This is a genomic window from Microbacterium sp. AK009 (genome assembly GCF_013410955.1).
In the GTDB taxonomy this organism is placed as follows: Bacteria; Actinomycetota; Actinomycetes; order Actinomycetales; family Microbacteriaceae; genus Microbacterium.
In genome coordinates this window covers 409,640-434,659 of record NZ_JACCCG010000002.1, presented here as the reverse complement: position 1 = coordinate 434,659, position 25,020 = coordinate 409,640, and the positions used below count along the sequence as shown (strand labels likewise).

Annotated in this window: 18 protein-coding genes and 3 rRNA genes; 20 read left to right on the top strand and 1 reads right to left on the bottom strand. The window is 66.6% G+C overall.

All coding sequences use genetic code 11. The features are described 5' to 3' along the window. Window positions 1-113: 113 nt before the first annotated feature. The 8 genes from argC (at window position 114) to HDC37_RS06000 (ending at window position 8,688) form a co-directional block, all read left to right on the top strand. A complete protein-coding gene (gene argC / locus HDC37_RS06035) occupies window positions 114-1,190 on the top strand; it encodes an N-acetyl-gamma-glutamyl-phosphate reductase (RefSeq protein ID WP_179559476.1) in 1,077 nt (358 codons plus the stop codon). Continuing rightward, on the top strand, window positions 1,187-2,383 hold the full coding sequence (gene argJ, locus HDC37_RS06030) for a bifunctional glutamate N-acetyltransferase/amino-acid acetyltransferase ArgJ (protein WP_308472114.1): 1,197 nt from the start codon (window positions 1,187-1,189) through the stop codon (window positions 2,381-2,383). Before argC ends, argJ begins: the two co-directional genes overlap by 4 nt. After that, a complete protein-coding gene (gene argB, locus HDC37_RS06025) occupies window positions 2,380-3,279 on the top strand; it encodes an acetylglutamate kinase (RefSeq protein WP_179559475.1) in 900 nt (299 codons plus the stop codon). Before argJ ends, argB begins: the two co-directional genes overlap by 4 nt. Continuing rightward, window positions 3,276-4,508, top strand: a complete 1,233-nt coding sequence (locus HDC37_RS06020; protein WP_179559474.1) for an acetylornithine transaminase — start codon at window positions 3,276-3,278, stop codon at window positions 4,506-4,508. Before argB ends, HDC37_RS06020 begins: the two co-directional genes overlap by 4 nt. Further along, on the top strand, window positions 4,505-5,428 hold the full coding sequence (gene argF, locus HDC37_RS06015) for an ornithine carbamoyltransferase (RefSeq protein WP_179559473.1): 924 nt from the start codon (window positions 4,505-4,507) through the stop codon (window positions 5,426-5,428). Before HDC37_RS06020 ends, argF begins: the two co-directional genes overlap by 4 nt. Continuing rightward, window positions 5,425-6,546 carry a heparan-alpha-glucosaminide N-acetyltransferase domain-containing protein gene (locus HDC37_RS06010; protein ID WP_308472113.1) on the top strand — a complete coding sequence of 374 codons (1,122 nt, stop codon included), beginning with the start codon at window positions 5,425-5,427 and terminating at the stop codon, window positions 6,544-6,546. Before argF ends, HDC37_RS06010 begins: the two co-directional genes overlap by 4 nt. Beyond that, window positions 6,480-7,973 carry an argininosuccinate lyase gene (gene argH / locus HDC37_RS06005; RefSeq protein WP_179559471.1) on the top strand — a complete coding sequence of 498 codons (1,494 nt, stop codon included), beginning with the start codon at window positions 6,480-6,482 and terminating at the stop codon, window positions 7,971-7,973. The genes HDC37_RS06010 and argH overlap by 67 nt, the downstream gene beginning before the upstream one ends. A gap of 70 nt (window positions 7,974-8,043) precedes the next feature. Next, complete coding sequence (locus tag HDC37_RS06000; protein WP_179559470.1) at window positions 8,044-8,688, top strand: SatD family protein; 645 nt, start codon at window positions 8,044-8,046, stop codon at window positions 8,686-8,688. 3 nt (window positions 8,689-8,691) lie between these two features. On the opposite strand, the gene HDC37_RS05995 is transcribed toward HDC37_RS06000, so the two are convergent. Further along, on the bottom strand, window positions 8,692-9,285 hold the full coding sequence (locus HDC37_RS05995) for a hypothetical protein (RefSeq protein WP_179559469.1): 594 nt from the start codon (window positions 9,283-9,285) through the stop codon (window positions 8,692-8,694). Between the two features lie 92 nt (window positions 9,286-9,377). On the opposite strand from HDC37_RS05995, the gene tyrS reads away from it, so the two are divergent. The 12 genes from tyrS (at window position 9,378) to HDC37_RS05935 (ending at window position 25,014) form a co-directional block, all read left to right on the top strand. After that, window positions 9,378-10,682, top strand: a complete 1,305-nt coding sequence (gene tyrS / locus HDC37_RS05990; protein ID WP_374939142.1) for a tyrosine--tRNA ligase — start codon at window positions 9,378-9,380, stop codon at window positions 10,680-10,682. Window positions 10,683-11,405: 723 nt separating this feature from the next. Then, window positions 11,406-12,927, top strand: a 16S ribosomal RNA gene (locus tag HDC37_RS05985). Window positions 12,928-13,311: 384 nt separating this feature from the next. Next, window positions 13,312-16,418: ribosomal RNA gene (locus tag HDC37_RS05980) — 23S ribosomal RNA — on the top strand. Window positions 16,419-16,519: 101 nt separating this feature from the next. Continuing rightward, window positions 16,520-16,636 (top strand): 5S ribosomal RNA (gene rrf / locus HDC37_RS05975). Together the 16S, 23S and 5S rRNA genes form the textbook arrangement of a ribosomal RNA operon. Window positions 16,637-17,219: 583 nt before the next feature. Then, the gene (locus HDC37_RS05970) at window positions 17,220-17,993 is read left to right on the top strand and encodes a hypothetical protein (RefSeq protein WP_308472112.1); all 774 of its coding nucleotides are present in this window, start codon (window positions 17,220-17,222) and stop codon (window positions 17,991-17,993) included. Next, window positions 17,993-19,030 (top strand): HAD-IIA family hydrolase, encoded by a 1,038-nt coding sequence (locus HDC37_RS05965; RefSeq protein ID WP_179559468.1) that lies wholly within the window; start codon window positions 17,993-17,995, stop codon window positions 19,028-19,030. The genes HDC37_RS05970 and HDC37_RS05965 overlap by 1 nt, the downstream gene beginning before the upstream one ends. Before the next feature lie 45 nt (window positions 19,031-19,075). Further along, window positions 19,076-19,252, top strand: a complete 177-nt coding sequence (locus HDC37_RS05960; protein ID WP_179559126.1) for a hypothetical protein — start codon at window positions 19,076-19,078, stop codon at window positions 19,250-19,252. Continuing rightward, entirely contained in the window at window positions 19,249-20,049 is an 801-nt protein-coding gene (locus tag HDC37_RS05955) for a TlyA family RNA methyltransferase (RefSeq protein WP_179559467.1), read from the top strand. Before HDC37_RS05960 ends, HDC37_RS05955 begins: the two co-directional genes overlap by 4 nt. Next, on the top strand, window positions 20,046-21,014 hold the full coding sequence (locus HDC37_RS05950; RefSeq protein ID WP_179559466.1) for an NAD kinase: 969 nt from the start codon (window positions 20,046-20,048) through the stop codon (window positions 21,012-21,014). The genes HDC37_RS05955 and HDC37_RS05950 overlap by 4 nt, the downstream gene beginning before the upstream one ends. Next, complete coding sequence (gene recN / locus HDC37_RS05945) at window positions 21,011-22,750, top strand: DNA repair protein RecN (protein WP_179559465.1); 1,740 nt, start codon at window positions 21,011-21,013, stop codon at window positions 22,748-22,750. The genes HDC37_RS05950 and recN overlap by 4 nt, the downstream gene beginning before the upstream one ends. Then, the gene (locus tag HDC37_RS05940) at window positions 22,737-24,425 is read left to right on the top strand and encodes a CTP synthase (protein WP_179559598.1); all 1,689 of its coding nucleotides are present in this window, start codon (window positions 22,737-22,739) and stop codon (window positions 24,423-24,425) included. The genes recN and HDC37_RS05940 overlap by 14 nt, the downstream gene beginning before the upstream one ends. Further along, window positions 24,418-25,014, top strand: coding sequence for an NUDIX hydrolase (locus HDC37_RS05935; protein WP_179559599.1), 597 nt, complete (start codon window positions 24,418-24,420; stop codon window positions 25,012-25,014). Before HDC37_RS05940 ends, HDC37_RS05935 begins: the two co-directional genes overlap by 8 nt. Window positions 25,015-25,020: the final 6 nt, after the last annotated feature.

Below are 25,020 nucleotides of genomic sequence, written 5' to 3'. Positions count from 1 at the left end.
CGCGCCGACGTCTGGACGGACGCCGACTCTAGGCGACCCCGCGCACCCTCCTGGAGGGGAGTCACGGGCGTCGCCGTCGGCAGCCCACGACCCCAGACTCTAAGGTGGAATCCATGACATATTCGGTCGCCGTCTCCGGCGCATCCGGCTATGCGGGCGGTGAGATCCTCCGGATTCTCGCCGCACATCCCGACGTCGAGATCCGCACGGTCACCGCGCACTCCAACGCCGGTCAGATGCTCATCGAGCATCAGCCGCACCTGCGCTCGCTGGCGCACGTGACGCTTCGAGAGACCACCCCTGAGGTGCTCTCCGGTCACGACATCGTCTTCCTCGCTCTTCCGCACGGACAGTCGGGGCAGTACACCGACGCGCTGGCGGACACGCCGCTCGTCATCGACGCCGGCGCCGATCACCGGCTCGAGTCGATGGACGAATGGGCGACGTTCTACGGGGGCGACTTCCACGATCCGTGGACGTATGGGGTTCCCGAACTGCCGGTCGGCCGGGGCACGCAGCGAGACCTGCTGCGGGGCGCGACCCGCATCGCAGCCCCTGGATGCAACGCCTCCACCGTGAGCCTCAGCCTCGCGCCCGGGGTCGCGGCCGGGGTCATCGATCCGGGGGACATCGTCACGGTGCTCGCGGTCGGGCCCTCCGGCGCCGGGAAGAGTCTGAAGCCGCACCTCCTCGGCAGCGAAATCCTCGGCACCGCGAACCCCTACGCCGTCGGCGGAAGCCATCGCCACATCCCCGAGATCCGGCAGGCGCTCGCCGCCGCGATGCCGGAGATTCCCGCGGATGACGGCGCGGGCAACCAGCCGGCGATCCGGGTGTCGTTCACGCCGGTGATCGTGCCGATGGCGCGCGGGATCCTCGCCACCTCGACCGCGCCCATCGCGCCCGGCGCCACCGACGACGACATCCGTGCGGCGTGGGAGCGGGCGTACGGCGGCGAGACCTTCGTGCAGCTGCTTCCCGCAGGACACTTCCCCCGCACGGCCGACGTGCTCGGCGCCAACACCGCGCTGATGGGTCTCGCGATCGACCGAGACGCGAACCGGGTCGTCGTCGTCACCGCGGTCGACAACCTCGTCAAGGGCACCGCGGGCGCCGCGGTGCAGTCCATGAACATCGCGCTCGGCCTCCCCGAGGGGCGGGCGCTCACCGTGAACGGAGTCGCCCCGTGAACATCGACGACGATCGGCCGCACGGTTTCTCCGCCACGGGCGTCACCGCGCCCAGGGGCTTCGAGGCGGCCGGGGTCGCCGCGGGCCTGAAGTCCACCGGCAAGCCCGATGTCGCCGTCGTCGTGAATCGCGGGCCGCTGAAGGTCGGTGCCGCGGTCTTCACGAGCAACCGCGCCAAGGCCAACCCCATCCTCTGGTCTGAGCAGGTGGTCCGCGACGGCGTCGTCGAGGCGATCGTGCTGAACTCCGGCGGGGCCAACTGCTTCACCGGATCGTTCGGCTTCCAGACCACGCACCAGACCGCCGAGAAGGCCGCAGCCCTCCTCGGCGTCGGCGCCGGCGACATCCTGGTCTGCTCCACCGGCCTCATCGGGACCGGCGACGAGGTGTTCCGGCAGAAGGTGCTCGACGGGACCGAGCGGGCGATCGCGTCGCTCGCTGCGGACGGCGGCGATGCGGCATCCGAAGCCATCATGACGACCGACTCGCGGCCGAAGCGGGCCGTCCAAGCCAGTCACGGATGGACGGTCGGTGGCATGGCGAAGGGCGCGGGGATGCTGGCGCCTGGCCTTGCCACGATGCTCGTCGTCCTCACCACCGACGCCGTCCTCACCGCCGAGGGGGCCGATGCTCATCTGCGTGCAGCAACCCGCACGACCTTCGACCGCCTGGACTCGGACGGATGCATGTCGACGAACGACCAGGTGACCCTCATGGTCAGCGGCGCGTCGGGCGTGACGCCTGATCCGGAGGAATTCCGGCGGCGGCTGACCGCCGTGTGCGACGACCTCGCCGGGCAGCTCCAGGCCGACGCGGAAGGCGCGAGTCACGACATCAGCATCCAGGTCACGAACGCTGCATCCGAGGACGACGCCGTGACCGTCGGACGCTCGGTCGCCCGCAACAACCTCTTCAAAGCCGCGATCTTCGGCAACGATCCCAACTGGGGGCGCGTGCTCGCGGCGATCGGAACCACCGACGCCGCCTTCGATCCCTATGACGTCGACGTGTGGATGAACGGCGTCCGCGTGTGCACCCAGGGCGGCCCCGACCGCCCCCGCGAGGAGGTCGACCTGACGCCCCGCGCGACGGTGGTCCGCATCGACCTCAAGTCCGGCGATGCTCACGCGCTCATCCGCACCAACGACCTCACCCACGACTACGTCCACGAGAACAGCGCGTACTCCTCATGACCGACATCCAGACGACCGACCCGGGTGAGGCCAGCGCGAGAGCCGCGGTCCTCATCGACTCGCTGCCCTGGTTGCGGCGCTTCCGCGATCAGGTCATCGTGATCAAGTACGGCGGCAACGCCATGGTCAGCGAAGAGCTGCAGGACGCCTTCGCCGCCGACATGGCCTACCTCCGCTACGCGGGCGTGAAGCCCGTCGTCGTGCACGGCGGCGGGCCGCAGATCTCCTCGATGCTCGACCGGCTGGAGATCCCGAGCGAGTTCAAGGGCGGCTACCGGGTCACCTCCACCGAGGCGATCTCGGTGGTGCGGATGGTGCTCACCGGCCAGATCAACCCGCAGCTCGTGGGGAAGATCAATACCCACGGTCCGCTGGCGACGGGCCTGAGCGGCGAGGACGCAGGCCTCTTCGGCGGCCGCCGGCGCGGCGTCACCATCGACGGCATCGAGCACGACCTGGGACGGGTGGGTGATGTCGTCGAGGTCGACCCGCAGCCGGTCCTGGACCATCTCGCTGCCGGCCGCATCCCGGTGGTGTCCAGCATCGCGCCCGACCTCGATCGCCCCGGCGCCTCACTGAATGTCAACGCCGACGCCGCGGCATCGGCGCTCGCGGTCGCGCTGAAGGCGGTCAAGCTCGTGGTCCTCACCGACGTGCCGGGCCTGTACGCCGACTGGCCGAACCGCGACTCCCTCGTCTCGCACCTGACATCCTCTGCTCTGCGGGAGATGCTCCCGACGCTGGAGTCGGGAATGATCCCGAAGATGCAGGCGTGCCTCGAGGCGGTCGAGGGAGGTGTCGAGACGGCGGCGATCATCGATGGGCGGGTGCCGCACTCGGTGCTCGTGGAGATCTTCACCAGCAACGGAATCGGAACAGAGGTGGTGCGAGGATGACCTGGCAGGATGACGCGGGGCGCGACCTCGTCCGCAGCTTCGGCGACCGGATGGCGATGTTCGTCCGCGGGGAGGGCGCGTACGTCTGGGACGACGCGGGAACCCGATATCTCGACTTCCTCGGCGGCATCGCGGTGAACTCCCTCGGGCACGCCCACCCGGTGTTCGTCGATGCGGTGTCGCGACAGGCCGCGACTCTGGCACATGTGTCGAACTACTTCGCCACGCCGCCCCAGCTCGAACTCGCCGCACGGTTGAAGCGGCTCGCCGGAGCCGGTGACGCCGGCCGGGTGTACTTCGGCAACTCCGGCGCCGAGGCCAACGAGGCCGCCTTCAAGCTGGCCCGGCTGCACGGCGGCGCCGAACGTCCTCGCATCCTGGCCCTGCGGGACGCCTTCCACGGGCGCACGATGGGAACCCTCGCACTGACCGGCAAGTCCTGGATGCAGGAGCCGTTCCTCCCGATGGTGCCGGGTGTGGAGTTCATCGACTCGACAGTCGAGGCGCTCGAGGCCGCGATGGACGCAGGCGTGGCAGCGCTGTTCGTCGAGCCGATCAAGGGCGAAGCCGGCGTGGTGGAGCTTCCCGCCGGATACCTCGCGGCGGCACGCGAGCTCACGGAGCGTCACGGCGCCCTGCTCATCGTCGATGAGATCCAGACCGGGGCCGGCCGGACGGGGGAGTGGTTCGCCTTCCAGCACGCCGGCATCACCCCCGACGCCATCACCGTGGCCAAGGGCATCGGCGGCGGGTTCCCCATCGGGGCGCTCATCACCTTCGGAGCGGCCAGTGACCTCTTCTACCCCGGCACGCACGGCTCCACCTTCGGCGGCAACGCCCTCGGCACCGCGGTCGCCTCCGCCGTCCTCGGAGAGATCGAGCGGGCCGACCTCCTCCTCAACGCCCGCGACCGGGGCCGGCAGCTGCGCGATGCGATCACCGCGATCGACACCGACCTGATCGGGGGATGCCGCGGGCAAGGCCTCCTCATCGGTATCGCGCTGCGTCATCCGCTGGCAAAGGCCCTCGTCGCGGCCGCCCAGCAGCACGGTCTCATCATCAACGCCCCCAACGACACCACCATCCGGCTCGCGCCGGCGCTGACGATCGGCGACGTCGAGGTGGACGAGTTCATCGCTCTATTCACCGCGGCGGTCCGCACGGTCGAGGACGCGCTCGTGCTCGACGGCGCGGGCGCGGCATCCGGCGAAGGGACGGGATCGGAATGACGCGTCATCTTCTTCGCGACGATGACCTTTCCGCCGCCGAGCAGCGGGAGATCCTCGACCTCGCTGTCGACCTCAAGAGCGACCGGTGGAAGCTGCGACCTCTCGAGGGTCCGCAGACCGTGGCGGTGATCTTCGACAAGTCCTCCACGCGTACCCGCGTGTCTTTCGCCGTGGGCATCGCCGACCTCGGCGGCTCGCCGCTGATCATCTCCACCGCCAACAGTCAGCTGGGCGGCAAGGAGACCCCGTCGGACACGGCGCGGGTGCTCGAGCGTCAGGTCGCCGCGATCGTGTGGCGCACCTACGCGCAGGCGGGACTGGAGGAGATGGCCGAAGGAACCCGGGTTCCCGTCGTCAACGCCCTCTCCGACGACTTCCACCCGTGCCAGTTGCTGGCCGACCTCCTCACCATCCGCGAGCACAAGGGCGAGCTCGCAGGGCTCACGCTCTCGTTCTTCGGAGACGGGCGCTCGAACATGGCGCACTCCTACCTCCTCGCGGGGGTGACGGCGGGCATGCACGTCCGCGTCGCTTCGCCGGAGGACTACGCGCCGCGTGACGATGTCGTCGAGGCGGCGGACCGCCGTGCTGCCGAGACCGGCGGCAGCGTGGTCCTCTTCACCGACCCGAACGAGGCGGCTGCCGGCGCCGACGTCATCGTCACCGACACCTGGGTGTCGATGGGCAAGGAGGAGGAGAAGCTCGCGCGGCTCCGCGACCTCGGGTCGTACAAGGTCACCACCGAGCTGATGTCGCTCGCCGCCGACGACGCCATCTTCATCCACTGCCTCCCCGCCGATCGGGGGTACGAGGTGGACGCCGAGGTCATCGACGGCCCGCAGAGCGTGGTGTGGGACGAGGCGGAGAACCGCCTCCACGCACAGAAAGCGCTGTTGGTGTGGCTGCTGCGTCAGCAGTGACCGCTCGCGCAACCGGTGCCCTGGCGCGCAACTGGGGCCGGTTGAACGGGGAGGGACGGCTCGCCGGGATCGATCTGGCCCGGGGTCTGGCTGTCCTCGGGATGTTCGCCGCGCACCTGCTGGTGACCCCCGACCTGCTGTGGACGACCCCCGCCACCTGGCTGGGAATCGTCGACGGCCGATCCTCGATCCTGTTCGCCACCCTCGCCGGGGTCTCGATCGGACTGGTGACCGGAGGACCGCGCCCGCTCGGACGCGAGGAGATGGCGGTCGCGAGGATGCGTCTGGGGGTACGCGCAGGCCTTCTCTGGGCGCTCGGCGTGCTGCTCATCGTCACCGGGGTGCCGGTCTACGTCATCCTCCCCGCCTACGCGATCATGTTCGTCCTGGCCCTGCCGTTCACGAGGCTCACGGCCTCCACGCTGCTCGTGATCGCGGCAGGACTGGCGGTGGTCATGCCGTGGATCCAGGTGCTCCTCGACGAAGCCCCGCTGTGGTGGACTCCGCTCGGCGATGAACTGTCGGCTGCGATCGGCTGGCACTACCCGTTCCCGGTGTGGATGGCCTTCGTCCTCGGCGGGCTCGGGCTCGCGCGCGCGGACCTCACGAGGCTCCGTGTCCAGCTGATCGCGCTCTCGGCGGGGGTCGTCCTGGCTGCTCTGGGGTACGGGCTCGATAGGGCGGCGCGCGGGAGCGGCGATCCGGTGATGCCCACCCTGTGGAGCGAGGTCTGGACGGCGGAACCGCACTCGAGCGGACTGCTCGAGGTCATCGGATCGGGCGGGTTCGCCATCGCGGCCATCGCCGCCTCGCTCCTGGTGTGCCGCACGGTCGTCGTGTGGCTCGTCCTGCCGCTGCGTGCCGTCGGTGCCATGCCCCTCACCGCCTACACCGCGCAGATCGTCGTCTGGGCGATGATCGCCCTGGTGGTCTTCGGCAACACGAGTCTTCTCACCCCGTTCCGCGAACTCGAACCCTTCTGGCCCCTGACGCTCGGAATCGTGGCGGGATGCACCGCCTGGGCGCTGCTGATCGGGCGAGGTCCGTTGGAATGGGCGTTCGACCGGTTGTCGAAGCTGATCGTTCCGAGCACGTTGACGAAGAGGAGCACTCCGTGACCAAGGACGAACAGACCAACGAGGGCGCTCTGTGGGGTGCGCGATTCGCCTCCGGCCCGTCGCCGGAGCTCGCGGCGCTGAGTGTGTCGACGCATTTCGACTGGGCGCTGGCGCCCTACGACATCGCCGGATCGCACGCGCACGCGAAGGCCCTGGCAGCAGCGGGTTACCTCTCCGCGGACGAGGAACAGCGCATGCACGAAGGTCTGGACCGGATCCTCGATGCGGTGCGCGAGGGGACCCTGCGTCCCCGGCCGTCGGACGAGGACGTGCACGGTGCGCTGGAGGCGGCGCTCATCGCCGCGGTCGGACCGCAGCTCGGCGGCAAGCTGCGCGCCGGTCGAAGCCGCAACGACCAGATCGCGACGCTCGTGCGGATGTATCTGGCCGATCACGCCACGGTGATCGCGCGCGACGTTCTGCGCCTCATCGATGCGATCGTCGCTCAGGCGGAGGCGCACGCGGACGCGATCATGCCGGGCCGCACCCATCTCCAGCATGCGCAGCCCGTGCTTCTCGCCCACCATCTCCAGGCGCACGCCTGGCCGCTCGTGCGCGACCTCGAGCGCCTCCGTGACTGGCGGGCACGAGCCGACGCGTCGCCGTACGGGGCGGGCGCACTCGCCGGATCGACACTGGGACTGGACCCGGCGCTGGTCGCGCGCGAGGTCGGCCTCGGGCGGCCCACCGAGAACTCGATGGACGGTACCGCCGCCCGTGACGTCGTGGCCGAGTTCGCCTACATCGCGGCGCAGATCGGTGTCGACCTCAGCCGCTTCGCGGAAGACATCATCGTCTGGAACACGCGCGAATTCTCCTTCGTGATCCTCGACGACGGCTTCTCCACGGGCTCGAGCATCATGCCGCAGAAGAAGAACCCCGACATCGCGGAGCTCGCCCGCGGCAAGACCGGCAGACTCATCGGCAATCTGACCGGATTGCTCACGATGCTCAAAGGTCTTCCGCTCGCCTACAACCGCGACCTCCAGGAGGACAAGGAGCCGGTCTTCGACAGCGTGCAGACGCTCGAGGTCGTCCTTCCCGCCTTCGCGGGTATGGTCGCCACCCTCCGATTCGACGTCGATCGCATGCGCGAGCTCGCTCCCGCGGGATTCTCTTTGGCGACGGACGTCGCCGAGTGGCTCGTCAAGCGCGGCGTACCGTTCCGGGATGCGCATGAGATCTCCGGTGCGCTGGTCAGAGCGTGCGAAGAGCGGGGGATCGGTCTGGAGGACGTCGACGATGAGCTGCTGGCCGCGGTGTCGCCGCTCCTGGCGCCGGACGTCCGGACGGTGCTGACGGTCGAAGGCTCGGTCGCCAGTCGCTCCGGAGTCGGCGGCACGGCGCCTCACCGCGTCGCCGAGCAGCGTGTCGAGCTCGTGGCCCGCGCTCAGACAGCGGCGGCACCCTTCCTTCGCTATCAGTAAAAGACCGATATCTGTAGGAATATCAGTGATGGGTTGATACTTCCGGACTTATCAGCGATATGCTGATCCCATGCCGACCGTCGTGATCGCAGACATCGTCTCGTCTCGCGAGCTTGCGAACAGGAGGGCGGCGCAACGCGACCTGGAGGCGGCGCTCGCCCGGGTCGCCGCGGAGGGACCGCCCGCCGAACGCGCCCTCCTCCCCATCGTCGGCGATGAGATGCAGGGGACGTATCCCGATCTCTCGGCGGCGCTCGCAGCGACCCTCCTGCTTCAGCTCACCCTCCCCGAAGGCGTCGAGCTCCGGTTCGGGGTCGGCCTCGGCGACATCGAAGAGATCCCATCGATCGGCGGTGCCTTGTCGGAGGGGGAAGCCTGGTGGGCGGCGCGCGCGGCGATCGAGAATGTCGAGCGACTCGCCCACCGAGTCGCGCCGTCGGCGCGGACCTGGGTGGCGGCGACGGGGACGGCTTCCGCGGAAGTCAGCGAGACGGTCCGCGTAGCCAACAGCGGCCTGCTCGCACGCGACCGCGCGATCTCACAGCTGAGCGCTCGCACTCGGCGACTGATCTACGGTCGGTGGCTCGGCCGCACGCAGAGCGATCTGGCGAAGACGGAAGGGATCGTGCAGTCTGCGGTGTCCCAAGCGCTGGCATCCGCCGAAGCCGGCGCACTCATCGAGGGGCTCGAGGTGCTGATCGGCGACCGGGACTGACCCTCACCAGATCGCCAGCCACACGGCCGCTGCCACCGCGGAGGCCCAGAGGAGACTGGCCAACGTGCCGACGATGAATCGCTCGCGGGCAGCGGGTGTCGCCAGCTCCGAGAAGCGACCGACGCCCTTCAGTGCGACGACCACGGCGATGACGGCGGGAAACCCCGCGAGGATGCCGAGCGCCACCGACGCTCGCTCGAGGAAACCGATCGTGGTCCCGCCTCGAAGGATCTCCTCCTGCCGGGACTCGGAGTGCTCGGCGGCGAGCTCGACGAGGATCCCCCCGCGTGGGCCTTCCGTGGTGCGGCCATCCGCGGCGATGAGGACCCACCGCGTGAACGGGTTGCCGCCGAGCACGGCAAGGGCGACACCCAGGAATGCCAGGATGGCGCCGAGCAGGACCGGAACGTTGTACGGGAGTACCGCGAAGACGACGAGGGCGAGCAGGACGAGGCCCGCCGCGACCGCCAGCAGGGATGACTGTGGGCGACGCTGGGCGACGGTGACGAGGACGAGCGCGGCGCACAGGGAGAGGAACAGGAAGATCACGACGATCGCGACCGCCAGCGGGTCGGTGGCGTCGAGGGCATCCGTCATGCCGCAAGTGTCCCACGGGCGTCGGACAGGACTGCTGAGGATCGTCGCATGGGGGCCCGAGGGCGGATGGCCGCGCTGATAACCTGGCAGGCGTGTCATCCGCTGCCGTCGTGAACGCGACCGCCCCCGCGAACGATCCGTCCTTCGACAACGTCTGGGATGAATTGGTGTGGCGCGGACTCATCCACGTCTCCACGGATGCCGACGAGCTGCGCGCGCTCCTCGGCGGTGGACCGATCACCTTCTACTGCGGGTTCGACCCCACGGCGCCGAGTCTGCACCTGGGCAACCTCGTGCAGCTGCTGACGATGCGCCGACTCCAGCTCGCCGGACACCGTCCGCTCGGCTTGGTCGGCGGGTCCACGGGCCTCATCGGCGATCCACGCCCGTCGAGCGAGCGGACCTTGAACACCAAGGAGACCGTCGCGGAGTGGGTCGGGTACCTCCGCGCGCAAGTGGAGCGCTTCCTCAGTTTCGACGGTGACAACGCGGCGCGCATCGTGAACAACCTCGACTGGACGGCGCCGCTGTCGGCGATCGACTTCCTCCGCGAGATCGGCAAGCACTATCGCGTCGGCAAGATGCTGAGCAAAGACGCGGTCAGCGCACGCCTGAATTCCGAAGCCGGTATCAGCTACACGGAATTCAGCTACCAGATCCTCCAGGGGCTGGACTACCTCGAGCTGTACCGCACCTACGAGTGCGTGCTGCAGACCGGCGGGTCTGATCAGTGGGGGAATCTCACCAGCGGGGTCGACCTGATCCACTACGTCGAGCACACCTCGGTTCATGCCATCGGCACGCCGCTGATCACCAACAGCGATGGAACGAAGTTCGGCAAGAGCGAGGGCAACGCCGTCTGGCTCGACCCCGCGATGTGCAGTCCGTACCGGATGTACCAGTTCTGGCTCAACACCGACGACGCCGACGTCATCGCGCGCCTGAAGATCTTCACCTTCCTCCCGCGTGAGGAGATCGAGCACTTCGAGCGACTGGTGGCGGACGAGCCGTTCCGCCGCGCCGCGCAGAAGCGCTTGGCCGCGGAGGTGACTGCGCTGGTGCACGGGGAGGATGCCGCGCGCTCGGTCATCGCCGCCTCCGATGCGCTCTTCGGGCAGGGTGACCTCCACGCGCTCGATGCGGAGACGCTGGTCGAGGCGCTGCGCGAACTTCCTCACGCCGACATGGAGCGAGGTGCCTCCGTCGTCCACGCGCTTGTGGAGACCGGGCTGGTCGCCAGCCTTTCCGAGGCGCGACGTGCCATCGCGCAGGGCGGTGTCAGCATCGACGGCGTGCGCGTCAGCGATGACGCCGCCACCGTCGAAGGCTCGCTGCCCGGCGGGGTATCGGTGCTGCGCCGCGGCAAGAAGACGCTGGCGGGCGTCTTCGTCCACTGATCTTCGGTCAGGGCCATCCCGCGGGGAGCGGGGTGGACGCTCACGACGCACCGACGAGCTTGCTGCGAGCGGGCGCGGATGTCCGAGGGGAGTTCACGCCGTGTGCGTCGGCAGTGTCGATGCCGGCTGTGTCGGTCCGACGCTCGCACGCCTCAACCGGTCACACCACGACGCATTCCGCGGGATTCCGCGGCTCCGGGGTGCGACACGCCCGGGATGCGGGCACGATTTGCCAGTCCCGCACAGCCCGCGTAACTTATTACTTGTTCGCCCCAAAGGGAAGCGAGAGAGGCCGAGAGCCTCACCCCCCTCAAGCGGAGAACATCCCCCCTCAACATGAGCTGAAGCTCAGACTTGAGACTCGTCGGCCGGAAGGTCTACGATGGGGAGCCCCCCCGACGATCGAACAGATCGAGCGTCATCCGCGACCTTCGGGTTGCGAATGACACGATTTGACGGAGTCGAACACGGGGGCTAAACTAGAGAAGTTGCCCTGCGGAGATGGTCGAGAGGCCAGAAAGCAGGAGCATCCGATCCTTGAGAACTCAACAGCGTGCACTTGTCAAATGCCAAACAACCTCGTTCCGGCGTAAGCCGGATAGAGATTCCTTTGGATCAAAGACCGACCTTCGGGTCGGCAACGGATAGTCAGCAATGACATCCCTTTGGTCAGATCAAACTCGCTGCTGTCGGTCTATTCCGACCGGCTCGCAGCAACATTTCTTTACGGAGAGTTTGATCCTGGCTCAGGATGAACGCTGGCGGCGTGCTTAACACATGCAAGTCGAACGGTGAAAGAGAGCTTGCTCTCTGGATCAGTGGCGAACGGGTGAGTAACACGTGAGCAACCTGCCCCGGACTCTGGGATAACAGCTGGAAACAGCTGCTAATACCGGATACGAGCTGCGAAGGCATCTTTAGCAGCTGGAAAGAATTTCGGTCCGGGATGGGCTCGCGGCCTATCAGCTAGTTGGTGAGGTAATGGCTCACCAAGGCGTCGACGGGTAGCCGGCCTGAGAGGGTGACCGGCCACACTGGGACTGAGACACGGCCCAGACTCCTACGGGAGGCAGCAGTGGGGAATATTGCACAATGGGCGAAAGCCTGATGCAGCAACGCCGCGTGAGGGATGACGGCCTTCGGGTTGTAAACCTCTTTTAGCAGGGAAGAAGCGAAAGTGACGGTACCTGCAGAAAAAGCGCCGGCTAACTACGTGCCAGCAGCCGCGGTAATACGTAGGGCGCAAGCGTTATCCGGAATTATTGGGCGTAAAGAGCTCGTAGGCGGTTTGTCGCGTCTGCTGTGAAAACCCGAGGCTCAACCTCGGGCCTGCAGTGGGTACGGGCAGACTAGAGTGCGGTAGGGGAGATTGGAATTCCTGGTGTAGCGGTGGAATGCGCAGATATCAGGAGGAACACCGATGGCGAAGGCAGATCTCTGGGCCGTAACTGACGCTGAGGAGCGAAAGGGTGGGGAGCAAACAGGCTTAGATACCCTGGTAGTCCACCCCGTAAACGTTGGGAACTAGTTGTGGGGTCCATTCCACGGATTCCGTGACGCAGCTAACGCATTAAGTTCCCCGCCTGGGGAGTACGGCCGCAAGGCTAAAACTCAAAGGAATTGACGGGGACCCGCACAAGCGGCGGAGCATGCGGATTAATTCGATGCAACGCGAAGAACCTTACCAAGGCTTGACATATACGAGAACGGGCCAGAAATGGTCAACTCTTTGGACACTCGTAAACAGGTGGTGCATGGTTGTCGTCAGCTCGTGTCGTGAGATGTTGGGTTAAGTCCCGCAACGAGCGCAACCCTCGTTCTATGTTGCCAGCACGTAATGGTGGGAACTCATGGGATACTGCCGGGGTCAACTCGGAGGAAGGTGGGGATGACGTCAAATCATCATGCCCCTTATGTCTTGGGCTTCACGCATGCTACAATGGCCGGTACAAAGGGCTGCAATACCGCAAGGTGGAGCGAATCCCAAAAAGCCGGTCCCAGTTCGGATTGAGGTCTGCAACTCGACCTCATGAAGTCGGAGTCGCTAGTAATCGCAGATCAGCAACGCTGCGGTGAATACGTTCCCGGGTCTTGTACACACCGCCCGTCAAGTCATGAAAGTCGGTAACACCTGAAGCCGGTGGCCCAACCCTTGTGGAGGGAGCCGTCGAAGGTGGGATCGGTAATTAGGACTAAGTCGTAACAAGGTAGCCGTACCGGAAGGTGCGGCTGGATCACCTCCTTTCTAAGGAGCATCTGGATGCTTCGGCATCCCAGAGCCCGCTTCGAGCGAATGTCTCGAAGGGGTCAGCTCATGGGTGGAACATTTGACGAGGTGCCTCACGGATCGTGTCGATCTCAGTACGCTGCTTGCAGCTGGAACGGAACGGTACGCCTCGAGAGGCACATGCACGCTGTTGGGTCCTGAGGGACCGGATGCGGGTGGCGTGACGCTGATGCGTCTCGCCGGCCAGTCTGAACCTCAGGGCCCTTCTTCGGTGCCGCAAAGCGGCATGCGGGAAGGGTACCGCCCGTACTTTGAGAACTACACAGTGGACGCGAGCATCTTAGAGACGCGTCGTTTACGACGCGCCTCACAAACGAATGATCGATAGATCAGCTCATGTGATTTCAAGTCTTTAAGAGCAAACGGTGGATGCCTTGGCATCTGGAGCCGAAGAAGGACGTAGCAATCTGCGATAAGCCTCGGGGAGTGGATAAGCACACTTTGATCCGAGGATCTCCGAATGGGGAAACCCCGCTGGGCGGCGTGCCGACCCAGTGACTCCCGCCTGAATATATAGGGCGGGTAGAGGGAACGTGGGGAAGTGAAACATCTCAGTACCCACAGGAAGAGAAAGCAACCGCGATTCCGTTAGTAGTGGCGAGCGAAACCGGAACAGGCTAAACCGAGTACGTGTGATATCCGGCAGGAGTTGCGTATTCGGGGTTGTGGGACTTTTCGGACTGTTCTGCCGAGCAGTCAGCGTTACAAGAAGGTATAGACGAACGGCATTGAAGGGCCGGTCATAGAGGGTGCCAACCCCGTAGTCGAAATGCCTCCCTTGGCGCGAGAAGTATCCCAAGTAGCACGGGGCCCGAGAAATCCCGTGTGAATCTGTCAGGACCACCTGATAAGCCTAAATACTCCCAGATGACCGATAGCGGACAAGTACCGTGAGGGAAAGGTGAAAAGTACCCCGGGAGGGGAGTGAAATAGTACCTGAAACCGTTTGCTTACAAACCGTTGGAGCAGCCATAGCAGCTGTGACAGCGTGCCTTTTGAAGAATGAGCCTGCGAGTTAGCGATACGTGGCGAGGTTAACCCGAGTGGGGTAGCCGTAGCGAAAGCGAGTCTGAATAGGGCGATTCAGTCGCGTGTCCTAGACCCGAAGCGAAGTGATCTATCCATGGCCAGGCTGAAGCGACGGTAAGACGTCGTGGAGGGCCGAACCCACTTAGGTTGAAAACTGAGGGGATGAGCTGTGGATAGGGGTGAAAGGCCAATCAAACTTCGTGATAGCTGGTTCTCTCCGAAATGCATTTAGGTGCAGCGTTGCGTGTTTCTTGCCGGAGGTAGAGCTACTGGATGGCCGATGGGCCCCACAAGGTTACTGACGTCAGCCAAACTCCGAATGCCGGTAAGTGAGAACGCAGCAGTGAGACTGTGGGGGATAAGCTTCATAGTCGAGAGGGAAACAACCCAGACCACCAACTAAGGTCCCTAAGCGCGTGCTAAGTGGGAAAGGATGTGGAGTTGCTCAGACAACCAGGAGGTTGGCTTAGAAGCAGCCACCCTTGAAAGAGTGCGTAATAGCTCACTGGTCAAGTGATTCCGCGCCGACAATGTAACGGGGCTCAAGCACGCCACCGAAGTTGTGGCATTGACATTATTGGTAGGCCTTCGTGGTCCAGCCGTGTTGATGGGTAGGAGAGCGTCGTGTGGCCAGCGAAGCGGCGGTGTGAACCAGCCGTGGAGGCTACACGAGTGAGAATGCAGGCATGAGTAGCGAAAGACGTGTGAGAAACACGTCCCCCGAATGACCAAGGGTTCCAGGGTCAAGCTAATCTTCCCTGGGTAAGTCGGGACCTAAGGCGAGGCCGACAGGCGTAGTCGATGGACAACGGGTTGATATTCCCGTACCGGCGAAGAACCGCCCAAGCTAATCCAGTGGTGCTAAGAGTCCTAGCCAGGAATGTACGGATCCCTTCGGGGTGAAGACGTCTTGGTGAACGCTCGACCCCATGCTGGTGCGGCTAGCGTATTAACAGGTGTGACGCAGGAAGGTAGCCCAAGCCAGGCGATGGTTGTCCTGGTGCAAGTGCGTAGGCCGAGTGATAGGCAAATCCGTCACTCACATAGGCTGAGACACGATGCGGATAAAAAGTGGGTGATCCTATGCTGCCGAGAAAAGCATCGACGCGAGGTTCAAGCCGCCCGTACCCCAAACCGACTCAGGTGGTCAGGTAGAGAATACCAAGGGGATCGAGAGAATCGTGGTTAAGGAACTCGGCAAAATACCCCCGTAACTTCGGGAGAAGGGGGGCCTTCGACGTATTAGGACTTGCTCCGAAAGCGTTTGGAGGCCGCAGAGACTAGTGGGTAGCGACTGTTTACTAAAAACACAGGTCCGTGCCAAGTCGCAAGACGATGTATACGGACTGACGCCTGCCCGGTGCTGGAAGGTTAAGAGGACGGGTTAGCCGCAAGGCGAAGCTCAGAATTTAAGCCCCAGTAAACGGCGGTGGTAACTATAACCATCCTAAGGTAGCGAAATTCCTTGTCGGGTAAGTTCCGACCTGCACGAATGGCGTAACGACTTCCCAACTGTCTCAACCACGAACTCGGCGAAATTGCATTACGAGTAAAGATGCTCGTTACGCGCAGCAGGACGGAAAGACCCCGTGACCTTTACTACAGCTTGGTATTGGTGTTCGGTGTGGCTTGTGTAGGATAGGTGGGAGACTTTGAAGCATGGACGCCAGTTCATGTGGAGTCATTGTTGAAATACCACTCTGGTCACTCTGGATATCTAACTTAGAACCGTAATCCGGTTCAGGGACAGTGCCTGGTGGGTAGTTTAACTGGGGCGGTTGCCTCCCAAAAAGTAACGGAGGCGCCCAAAGGTTCCCTCAACCTGGTTGGCAATCAGGTGGCGAGTGTAAGTGCACAAGGGAGCTTGACTGTGAGACTGACAGGTCGAGCAGGGACGAAAGTCGGGACTAGTGATCCGGCAGTGGCTTGTGGAAGCGCTGTCGCTCAACGGATAAAAGGTACCTCGGGGATAACAGGCTGATCTTGCCCAAGAGTCCATATCGACGGCATGGTTTGGCACCTCGATGTCGGCTCGTCGCATCCTGGGGCTGGAGTAGGTCCCAAGGGTTGGGCTGTTCGCCCATTAAAGCGGTACGCGAGCTGGGTTTAGAACGTCGTGAGACAGTTCGGTCCCTATCCGCTGCGCGCGTAGGAAGTTTGAGAGGATCTGACCCTAGTACGAGAGGACCGGGTTGGACGAACCTCTGGTGTGTCAGTTGTTCCGCCAGGAGCACCGCTGATTAGCTACGTTCGGGATGGATAACCGCTGAAAGCATCTAAGCGGGAAGCCGGCCTCAAGATGAGACTTCCATGCCTTCGGGCGAGAGGCTCCCAGCCAGACTACTGGGTTGATAGGCCAGATGTGGAAGTGCAGTAATGCATGCAGCTGACTGGTACTAATAAGCCGATGACTTGATAACACTTCGTTTGTGTTGCCCGCGTCCACTGAGTGGTTCTCGATGTACGGTCGAGAACCGCATGACAATGACTTTTGTTGTGCAGACTGAAACATCAATAGTGTTTCGGCGGCCATAGCGAGAGGGCAACGCCCGGTCCCATTCCGAACCCGGAAGCTAAGCCTCTCAGCGCCGATGGTACTGCAGGGGGGACCCTGTGGGAGAGTAGGACACCGCCGGACTTCTTTCGAGAAATGGCCACCCAGTGCTGGGTGGCCATTTCGCGTTAACGGCTCGTGCTGAGTCGGAGAGGAGAGCGTCATGACCGACGATCGACGTGAGGGATCGGACGACCGCGAGGGTCGGTCGTCACGCGACGCCCGAGGCAAGGGCGCTCCTCGCTCCACACCGCGTCGTGACGGCGAACGGCGCGACGCTCCCCGCCGCGATGGCGTGCGACGTGACGGCGACGGGCGGTCGCAGCCTCGCGGTTCCCGTCGGGAAGGTGAGCGTTCGGGTGGTCCCCGTCGGGACGGCGAGCGTTCGGGTGGTCCCCGTCGGGACGGCGAGCGTTCGGGCGGTCCCCGTCGGGACGGTGAGCGTTCGGGTGGTCCCCGTCGGGACGGTGAGCGTTCGGGTGGTCCGCGTCGGGACGGCGAGCGTTCGGGTGGTCCCCGTCGGGACGGTGTGCGCCGTTCGGCCTCCTCCGGTGGCGCTCGTGACGGCGCGCCACGCCGGGACGGCGGACGCCCCAGCGGACCGCGACGAGACGGCGACCACCGTGATGGTGCAGACCGCCGCTCGCGTCCGCCGCAATCGGAGCGCGTGCCCGAGCCGGAGATCCCCGAAGACATCACGGCGCGGTCGCTCGATGCGTCGGCGCGCAACCAGCTGAAGACTCTGAGCAAGGAGAATGCCGAGGCGGTCGCGAAGCACCTCGCGATGGCTGCTCTCCTCATCGACGAAGACCCGGCTCGGGCGCACGAGCATGCTCTTGCCGCGACTCGGCGCGCGGGTCGGGTGGCGGTCGTGCGCGAGACGGCGGCGATCACCGCATACGCGGTCGGGGATTTCGCGCTCGCACTGCGGGAGTTGCGCACGTACCGACGGATCTCGGGCCGCGACGACCAGATCGCCCTCATGGTCGACAGTGAACGCGGTGTCGGGCGACCCGACCGTGCTCTCGAGGTCGGCAGAGCGGTCGATCGCACAGTCCTTCCCACGGACGTGCGTGTCCATCTGGCGATCGCCATGTCGGGCGCGCGGCTGGATCTCGGTGAAGCAGAGCGTGCACTGCAGGAGCTGGACATCCCCGAACTCGATCCTGACCGAGCGTTCGCCTGGAGCCCCGATCTTTTCAACGCGCGAGCGACCGTCCTCGAGGAGCTCGGCCGTCATGACGAGGCCGCGTCCTGGCGCGCGCGCGCCGAGGTGGCCGCTGACGTGATCGCCGGCGCGAACGGTGACGACCAGTGGGAGACGGTCGAGATCGACGAGGTGGTCGAGGAGTCCGTCGAGGGGGAATCCGCCTCGACGTCTGTGATCGCCGACCACGACATCGCCGACACTGCCGTCGACGATGCGGGCGAGCGCGGCTGATGGCCTTGTTCGGCAAGCGGGCCGCGGGCCCCACGCCGCTCGACGGCGTCGACGTCGTCCTCGCCGACCTGGACGGTGTCGTGTACGCGGGGTCGGGGGCGCTGCCGCATGCGGTGGCCTCGCTCACGCATGCGCGCGAGGGCCGGCGCCTCGCGTACATCACCAACAACGCCTCGCGTCCGGATACGGCGGTCGCCGAACACCTGACGTCTCTGGGACTCCCCACCGCGGCGGACGAGGTGGTGACCAGCCCGCAGGCCGCCATGCGGCTGCTCGCGACGCGTGTGCCTGCGGGGTCGAAGATTCTCGTCGTGGGCGGTGAAGGGCTGACGCGAGAAGTCGAGAGGGCCGGCTTCGTCGTGACCCGCAGCGCGGATGACGAACCCGCAGCTGTCGTACAGGGGTTCGCGCCGGAAGTCGGGTGGACGCAGCTCGCCGAGGCCGCGTACGCGCTGAAGATCCCCGAGGAGGACGGGGGGATCCCGTGGATCGCGACCAACACCGACTGGACGATTCCGCAGGCGCGCGGTGTCGCGCCTGGAAACGGCACGCTCGTCTCCGCTGTCCATACCGCGGTCGGGCGTCTGGCGACGGTGGCCGGGAAGCCGGAGACGCCGATCTTCGACGAGGCGGTGTCGCGGTTCGGCGCGCACCGTCCGCTCTTCATCGGTGACCGGCTCGACACCGACATCCTCGGTGCGCAGAGAGCGGGCATCGACTCCGCGCTCGTGCTGACCGGTATCGACCGGCCGAAGCAGGTGCTCGCCGCACCGCCCGGATCGCGGCCCACCTACCTCCTCGGCGATCTGCGGGAGCTGCACGAGCCGTATCCGACGATCCGCGTGGCGGGCGACACCGTGACGGTCGGCCGCGCGCGCGTCCGGATCGACGGGGGCGATGTGCTCATCGACAGCGACGGAGACCGACCGATCGACCTCCTCCGGGCCGGCGCGACGGCGATCTGGAACACCGGGCGGGCGATCTTCGGGTTCCGCGTCCCCGAGCGGCTGTACGCCGACCCGTTCCACCGGCCGTGAATCGGCGCCCGCGGGCGTTGATCGGATTGGACGTATTCTGTGTCCATGGGCGAGGACGAACGGATGACCGATGCCGGGGCTCCGTCGGAGCTGCTGTCGGCGCTGGAGATCATCGAATCCCAGCCGCTGGCCGAGCGCGCCGAGGGCTTCGCCGCGATCCACGATGATCTTGCCCGGCGCCTGGATCAGACTCTCGGCGCCGGCGATCCGGCGCATCGATGACCGATCGCCTTGACGCGGCACTGGCCGCCCGGGGCCTGGCACGTTCCCGCACCCACGCCGCCTCGCTGATCTCCGCCGGTGCGGTGCGCGTCGACGGCATCGAGATCCGGAAAGCCTCCCATCGTGTCGCCGACGACGCCGTCATCGACGTCGCCGCGGCCGATCACTACGTCAGTCGCGGCGCGGTCAAGCTCCTCGCCGCCCTCGATGCCTTCGGCGTCGAGCCGCGGGGGCGCGTCGCGCTCGATCTCGGAGCCTCTACGGGTGGCTTCACCCAAGTGCTCCGCGAGCGTGGCGCTGCCACGGTCGTCGCCGTCGACGTAGGGCACGGACAGCTCGATGCGCGCATCCGCGGCGACGCCGCGGTCGTCGTGGTGGAAGGGTTCAATGCGCGGGACATGACCGATGGGGACTGGCGGTCCTGGTCCGCGCGTGCCGCCGGGCCGGAGCTCGTCGTCGGAGACCTGTCCTTCATCTCGCTGCGTCACATCCTCCCTGCCATCGCCCGTGTCGTGCCGGCGTCGGCCGATGTCGTGCTGCTGGTGAAGCCGCAGTTCGAAGTCGGCAGGACCGGGGTGCGGGAGGGACTGGTCACAGACCCCGCCGCGCGTGCTGATGCGGTCGCCGGTGTGCTGTGGAGCGCATGGGACAGCGGTTTTGGAACAGCGGGCGTGATGGCCTCACCCCTCCTCGGCGCGCGCGGAAACAGGGAGTTCCTCATCCACCTCCGACCGGGGGCAGGTCAAAACCCGACAGAATGGCTCGGGACCGTGAATGACGTGGCAGGGGAGCGATGACCGATCCGGAGCGCAATATCCTCGTCGTCGCGCACGCCCACCGGCCTGCGACGATCGACGCGGCCACCCGTGTGATCACGGCGCTCAACGCCGCAGGTGCCCGTCCCGTCCTTCCCGCCGACGACACGGCCGAGATGCGACTGCTGACCGAGCGCCTCTTCCGCGCCGAGGAACCCGGGGCATCGCGTGCCCGCATCGGCCGGCTCGGCGACGACGTCGCGATCGACGACATCGAGCTGGCGATCGTCCTCGGCGGCGACGGTACGATCCTCCGCGCGGCCGAACTCGTCCGCGACGGCCGCGCACCTGTCCTCGGGATCAACATGGGCCATGTCGGCTTCCTCGCGGAGATCGAGCCGGATGACATGGACGACGCCGTCCGCATGGTCATCGCGCGCGACTACGAGGTCGAGGAGCGCCTCACCCTGTCCGTCCGGGTGAAGGATGCTTCGGGAGCCGTGGTCTTCGACACGTGGGCGCTGAACGAGGCGACCGTGGAGAAGGCGAGCCGCCAGCGGATGCTCGAGGTCGTGATCGAAGTCGACGGGCGCCCGCTGTCGAGTTTCGGATGCGACGGGGTCGTCGTGTCGACTCCGACGGGGTCGACGGCGTACAACTTCTCGGCAGGCGGCCCGATCATCTGGCCGACGGTGCAGGCCATCTCGGTGGTGCCGCTCTCGGCGCACGCGCTGTTCGCGCGGCCCCTCGTGGTCGGACCCGAGCACGCGGTGGCCATCGAAGTGCTCGATCGCACCGACGACACCGGCATCCTGTGGTGCGACGGACGCCGCTCGCACGACCTGCCCCCGGGGGCCCGCGTCGTCGTGCGTCGCGCCTCGCATCCTGTGCGCCTCGCCCGCCTGCATCCCGCGGCATTCACCGACCGGCTGGTGCGCAAGTTCCGCCTGCCGGTCGAGGGGTGGCGGGGCCCGACCACCGCGTCCGGGCGAGAGCGGCCGTCATGATCGAGGAGATGCGTCTGCGTGGCCTCGGTGTCATCGCCGAGGCCACCCTGCCGCTCGGTCCCGGATTCACGGCGATCACCGGCGAGACGGGAGCCGGCAAGACGATGGTCGTGACCGGACTGGGTCTGCTGCTCGGTCAGCGCGCCGATTCGTCGGTGGTCCGCGCCGGAAGCGGTCAGGCGGCGGTCGACGGAGTCTGGACGGTACCCGCGCACGGTCCGGTCGCCGCCCGCGTCGAGGAGGCCGGGGGAGAGGTCGAACCCCTGGAGGACGATCGGGCCGAGTTGTTCCTCGGCCGCACCGTCACCAGCGAGGGGCGAAGCCGCGCGAGTGTCGGCGGCCGGTCGGCGCCCGCCGGGGTGCTCGCCGACGTCGCCGACCATCTCGTCGTCGTGCACGGTCAGTCCGATCAGCTGCGCCTGCGCTCGAGCGCGGCCCAGCGGGATGCGCTCGACCGCTTCGGCGGCGAGCCGGTGCGCTCGGCTCTCGCCGCGTACCGCGAGGTCTTCCACCGCCACCGGGCACTCGACGACGAGCTCCGCGCCCTCATCGAGGGGCGCGAGTCCCGCGCCCGCGAGGCCGACGACCTGAGGGCCGCCGTCGCGGAGATCGAGCAGGCCGATCCGCAACCGGGCGAGGACAGCGAGCTCGCTGCGCGTGCGGAGCGCCTGGCCAACGCCGAGGAGCTGCGGCTCGCGGCCGCCGCCGCTCACGACGCCCTCTCGAGCGATCTCGACGTGCCCGATGCGGCGACGCTGGTCGCGGAGGCCCGGCAGGCGCTGGAGCGGGTGGAGGACCCGGCGCTGCGCCCCCACGCTGATGAGCTGGCCGACATCGGCTACCGCATCGTCGACGCCGCGACGGCACTCTCGGCCTATCTCGCCGATCTCGATGAGTCCGGGCCTCGCGAGCTCGAGCAGGTGGAGGAGCGCCGAGCGGTCCTCGGGGCACTCGTGCGTCGACACGGCACCCTCGACGAGGCGATCGCGTTCCTGGCCAAGGGATCCGCACGCCTCATGGAGCTCGACGACGACGGCGACCGGGTCGCGCGCCTGTCCGAGGACCGCGATCGGGCGGCCGCGGAGCTCGACGCCGCAGCTGCGGCGCTGTCGGCTGCCCGCGGGGAGGCCGCCGAACGGCTGGGGCAGGCGGTGACGGCCGAGGTCCGCGCCCTGGCGATGCCCGACGCGCTGGTGCGGGTCGACGTCGCCGACGCCTCGGCGACCGCATCCGGCCGTGATGAGGTGACCTTCCTCCTGGCCGCCCACCCCGGGGCCGAACCCCGGCCGGTGGCTCGCGGTGCGTCGGGCGGCGAGCTCAGCCGGGTGATGCTCGCGATCGAGGTGGTCATCGCAGGAACGGACCCCGTGCCCACCTTCGTCTTCGACGAGGTCGACGCCGGAATCGGCGGGGCAGCGGCCATCGAGGTCGGCCGTCGCCTGGCGGTTCTGGCCCGGTCGGCGCAGGTGATCGCCGTCACCCACCTCGCTCAGGTGGCGGCTTTCGCAGGGAACCATCTGACGGTGGAGAAGGCCAGCGACGGGTCGGTCACCGCTTCCAGCGTCCGGCGGCTGTCCGGCGCGGACCGGGAGGCCGAGATGGCGCGTCTGCTCTCAGGCATGCCCGACTCCGACGCAGCGTTGACCCACGCCAGAGAACTCCTCGAACTCGGCGCTGCGACCGCAGCGTCACCGCAACCGGCTGATAGGATCGAAGCCCGTGATGCAGACTCCTGAGGCGGGACCGAACGACGACACCACCAGACACATCTTCGTGACGGGCGGTGTCGTCTCTTCATTGGGCAAGGGGCTGACCGCGGCCAGTCTGGGGAATCTCCTCACCGCCCGGGGTCTGCGCGTGGTGATGCAGAAGCTGGATCCGTACCTGAACGTCGATCCGGGCACGATGAACCCCTTCCAGCACGGCGAGGTCTTCGTCACGGACGACGGTGCCGAGACGGACCTGGACATCGGGCACTACGAGCGCTTCCTCGACATCGATCTCAGTCAGGCGGCCAACGTCACGACCGGGCAGATCTACTCCCAGGTCATCGCCCGCGAGCGCCGAGGGGAGTACCTCGGCGACACCGTTCAGGTGATCCCGCACATCACTGACGAGATCAAGCGCCGGATGCGTCTGCAGGCGAGCGAGGAGCCCCGCCCCGACGTCATCATCACCGAGATCGGCGGAACCGTCGGTGACATCGAATCGCAGCCGTTCATCGAGTCCGCTCGGCAGATCCGGCACGAGCTGGGGCGAGGCAACGTCTTTTTCGTCCACGTGTCGCTGGTGCCGTTCATGGGCGCCTCGGGCGAGCAGAAGACCAAACCCACCCAGCATTCGGTGGCGACGCTGCGCTCCATCGGCATCCAGCCCGATGCGCTGGTCCTGCGAAGCGACCGCCCCGTCACCGAGGGCAACAAGCGCAAGATCGCGCTGATGTGCGACGTCGATGAGGACGCGGTCGTCAACGCCGTCGATGTGCCGAGCATCTACGACATCCCCACCATGCTGCACGAGCAGGGCCTGGACGCCTACATCGTCCGCGCCCTGGGCCTCGATGCGGCTGCCGACGTGGACTGGTCCCGGTGGGACAAGGTGCTGCAGGCGGTGCACAACCCCAAGCACGAGGTGACGATCGGGCTGGTCGGGAAGTACATCGACCTTCCCGACGCCTACCTCAGCGTCACCGAGGCGCTCAAGGCCGGCGGCTTCGCGCACGAGACCCATGTCACCATCCGCTGGATCCCCTCCGACGACTGCCAGACACCCGAGGGAGCGGCCAAGGCGCTCGGCGACCTCGACGGCATCATCGTCCCGGGCGGCTTCGGCATCCGGGGGATCGAGGGCAAGCTCGGCGCCCTGCGCTTCGCCCGCGAGCAGGGCATCCCGACGCTCGGACTGTGCCTCGGTCTGCAGTGCATGGTGATCGAGTACGCGCGCAACATCGCCGGTCTCGATGACGCGTCCTCGAGCGAGTTCGACCCCGACACGCCCCACCCCGTGATCGCGACGATGGCCGAGCAGGTCGACATCCTCGATCGCGGAGATCTGGGCGGAACCATGCGTCTGGGCCTTTACCCCGCACAGCTGGCCGAGGGCTCCGTGGCGGCCGAGGTGTACCAGTCCGACCGGGTGCTCGAGCGGCATCGTCACCGCTACGAGGTCAACAACGCCTACCGGGAGCAGCTGTCCGAGGCGGGTCTGGTGTTCTCCGGGCTCTCCCCCGATCGCAACCTCGTCGAGTACGTCGAGCTGCCTCGAGAGGTCCACCCGTACTACATCGCCACCCAGGCGCATCCCGAGCTGCGCTCCCGGCCCACCGAGCCGCATCCGCTCTTCCGCGGACTCGTCGGAGCGGCTCTGGACCGCCACCGCGCCAGCGAGCTGTTCGATGTCGACAATGACTGAGCGGGCGATCTCCGACCGCCTCGCCGACGACCCCGTCACCCCCCACGTCGCCTCCGCGGAGCGGGTGTACACCGGCCGGGTGTGGAACGTCCAGCGCGATGTCGTCCGCTACGCAGGCGACGAGCTGGTCCGCGAGTACGTCGCGCACCCGGGCGCGGCCGCCGTGGTCGCTCTCGACGCCGAGGACCGAGTGATCCTCATCCAGCAGTACCGCCATCCCATCCGTCATCGCGACTGGGAGATCCCGGCGGGGCTCCTGGATGTCGAGGGGGAGCCGCCGCTCGCGACGGCGAAGCGGGAGCTCGCCGAGGAGGTCGACCTCGTCGCCGAGCAGTGGGATCCGCTGGTGAGCATCTTCACCACCCCCGGGGGGAACGACGAGGTGGTCCACCTCTTCCTCGCCCGTGGGCTCTCCGCCGCCCCCGAGGTGCATGCCCGCGGTGAGGAAGAGGCCGACATCCGCGTGGAGTGGATGGCGCTCGCCGACGTCGTCGACGCCGTTGTCGCCGGGAGGTTCCGCAACGGCATCCTCGCGACCGGCGCCCTCGCCACCGCGGAGATCCTTCGACGCGAGCGCACGGCGGGCTGAGCGGCC

What these genes read in the sequence shown, in the direction of transcription:
- argC (WP_179559476.1), top strand. Translation starts at nt 114, where the DNA reads ATGACATATTCGGTCGCCGTCTCCGGCGCATCCGGCTATGCGGGCGGT.
- argB (WP_179559475.1), top strand. Translation starts at nt 2,380, where the DNA reads ATGACCGACATCCAGACGACCGACCCGGGTGAGGCCAGCGCGAGAGCC.
- HDC37_RS06020 (WP_179559474.1), top strand. Translation starts at nt 3,276, where the DNA reads ATGACCTGGCAGGATGACGCGGGGCGCGACCTCGTCCGCAGCTTCGGC.
- argF (WP_179559473.1), top strand. Translation starts at nt 4,505, where the DNA reads ATGACGCGTCATCTTCTTCGCGACGATGACCTTTCCGCCGCCGAGCAG.
- argH (WP_179559471.1), top strand. Translation starts at nt 6,480, where the DNA reads ATGGGCGTTCGACCGGTTGTCGAAGCTGATCGTTCCGAGCACGTTGAC.
- HDC37_RS06000 (WP_179559470.1), top strand. Translation starts at nt 8,044, where the DNA reads ATGCCGACCGTCGTGATCGCAGACATCGTCTCGTCTCGCGAGCTTGCG.
- HDC37_RS05995 (WP_179559469.1), bottom strand. Translation starts at nt 9,285, where the DNA reads ATGACGGATGCCCTCGACGCCACCGACCCGCTGGCGGTCGCGATCGTC.
- HDC37_RS05965 (WP_179559468.1), top strand. Translation starts at nt 17,993, where the DNA reads ATGGCCTTGTTCGGCAAGCGGGCCGCGGGCCCCACGCCGCTCGACGGC.
- HDC37_RS05960 (WP_179559126.1), top strand. Translation starts at nt 19,076, where the DNA reads ATGGGCGAGGACGAACGGATGACCGATGCCGGGGCTCCGTCGGAGCTG.
- HDC37_RS05955 (WP_179559467.1), top strand. Translation starts at nt 19,249, where the DNA reads ATGACCGATCGCCTTGACGCGGCACTGGCCGCCCGGGGCCTGGCACGT.
- HDC37_RS05950 (WP_179559466.1), top strand. Translation starts at nt 20,046, where the DNA reads ATGACCGATCCGGAGCGCAATATCCTCGTCGTCGCGCACGCCCACCGG.
- recN (WP_179559465.1), top strand. Translation starts at nt 21,011, where the DNA reads ATGATCGAGGAGATGCGTCTGCGTGGCCTCGGTGTCATCGCCGAGGCC.
- HDC37_RS05940 (WP_179559598.1), top strand. Translation starts at nt 22,737, where the DNA reads ATGCAGACTCCTGAGGCGGGACCGAACGACGACACCACCAGACACATC.
- HDC37_RS05935 (WP_179559599.1), top strand. Translation starts at nt 24,418, where the DNA reads ATGACTGAGCGGGCGATCTCCGACCGCCTCGCCGACGACCCCGTCACC.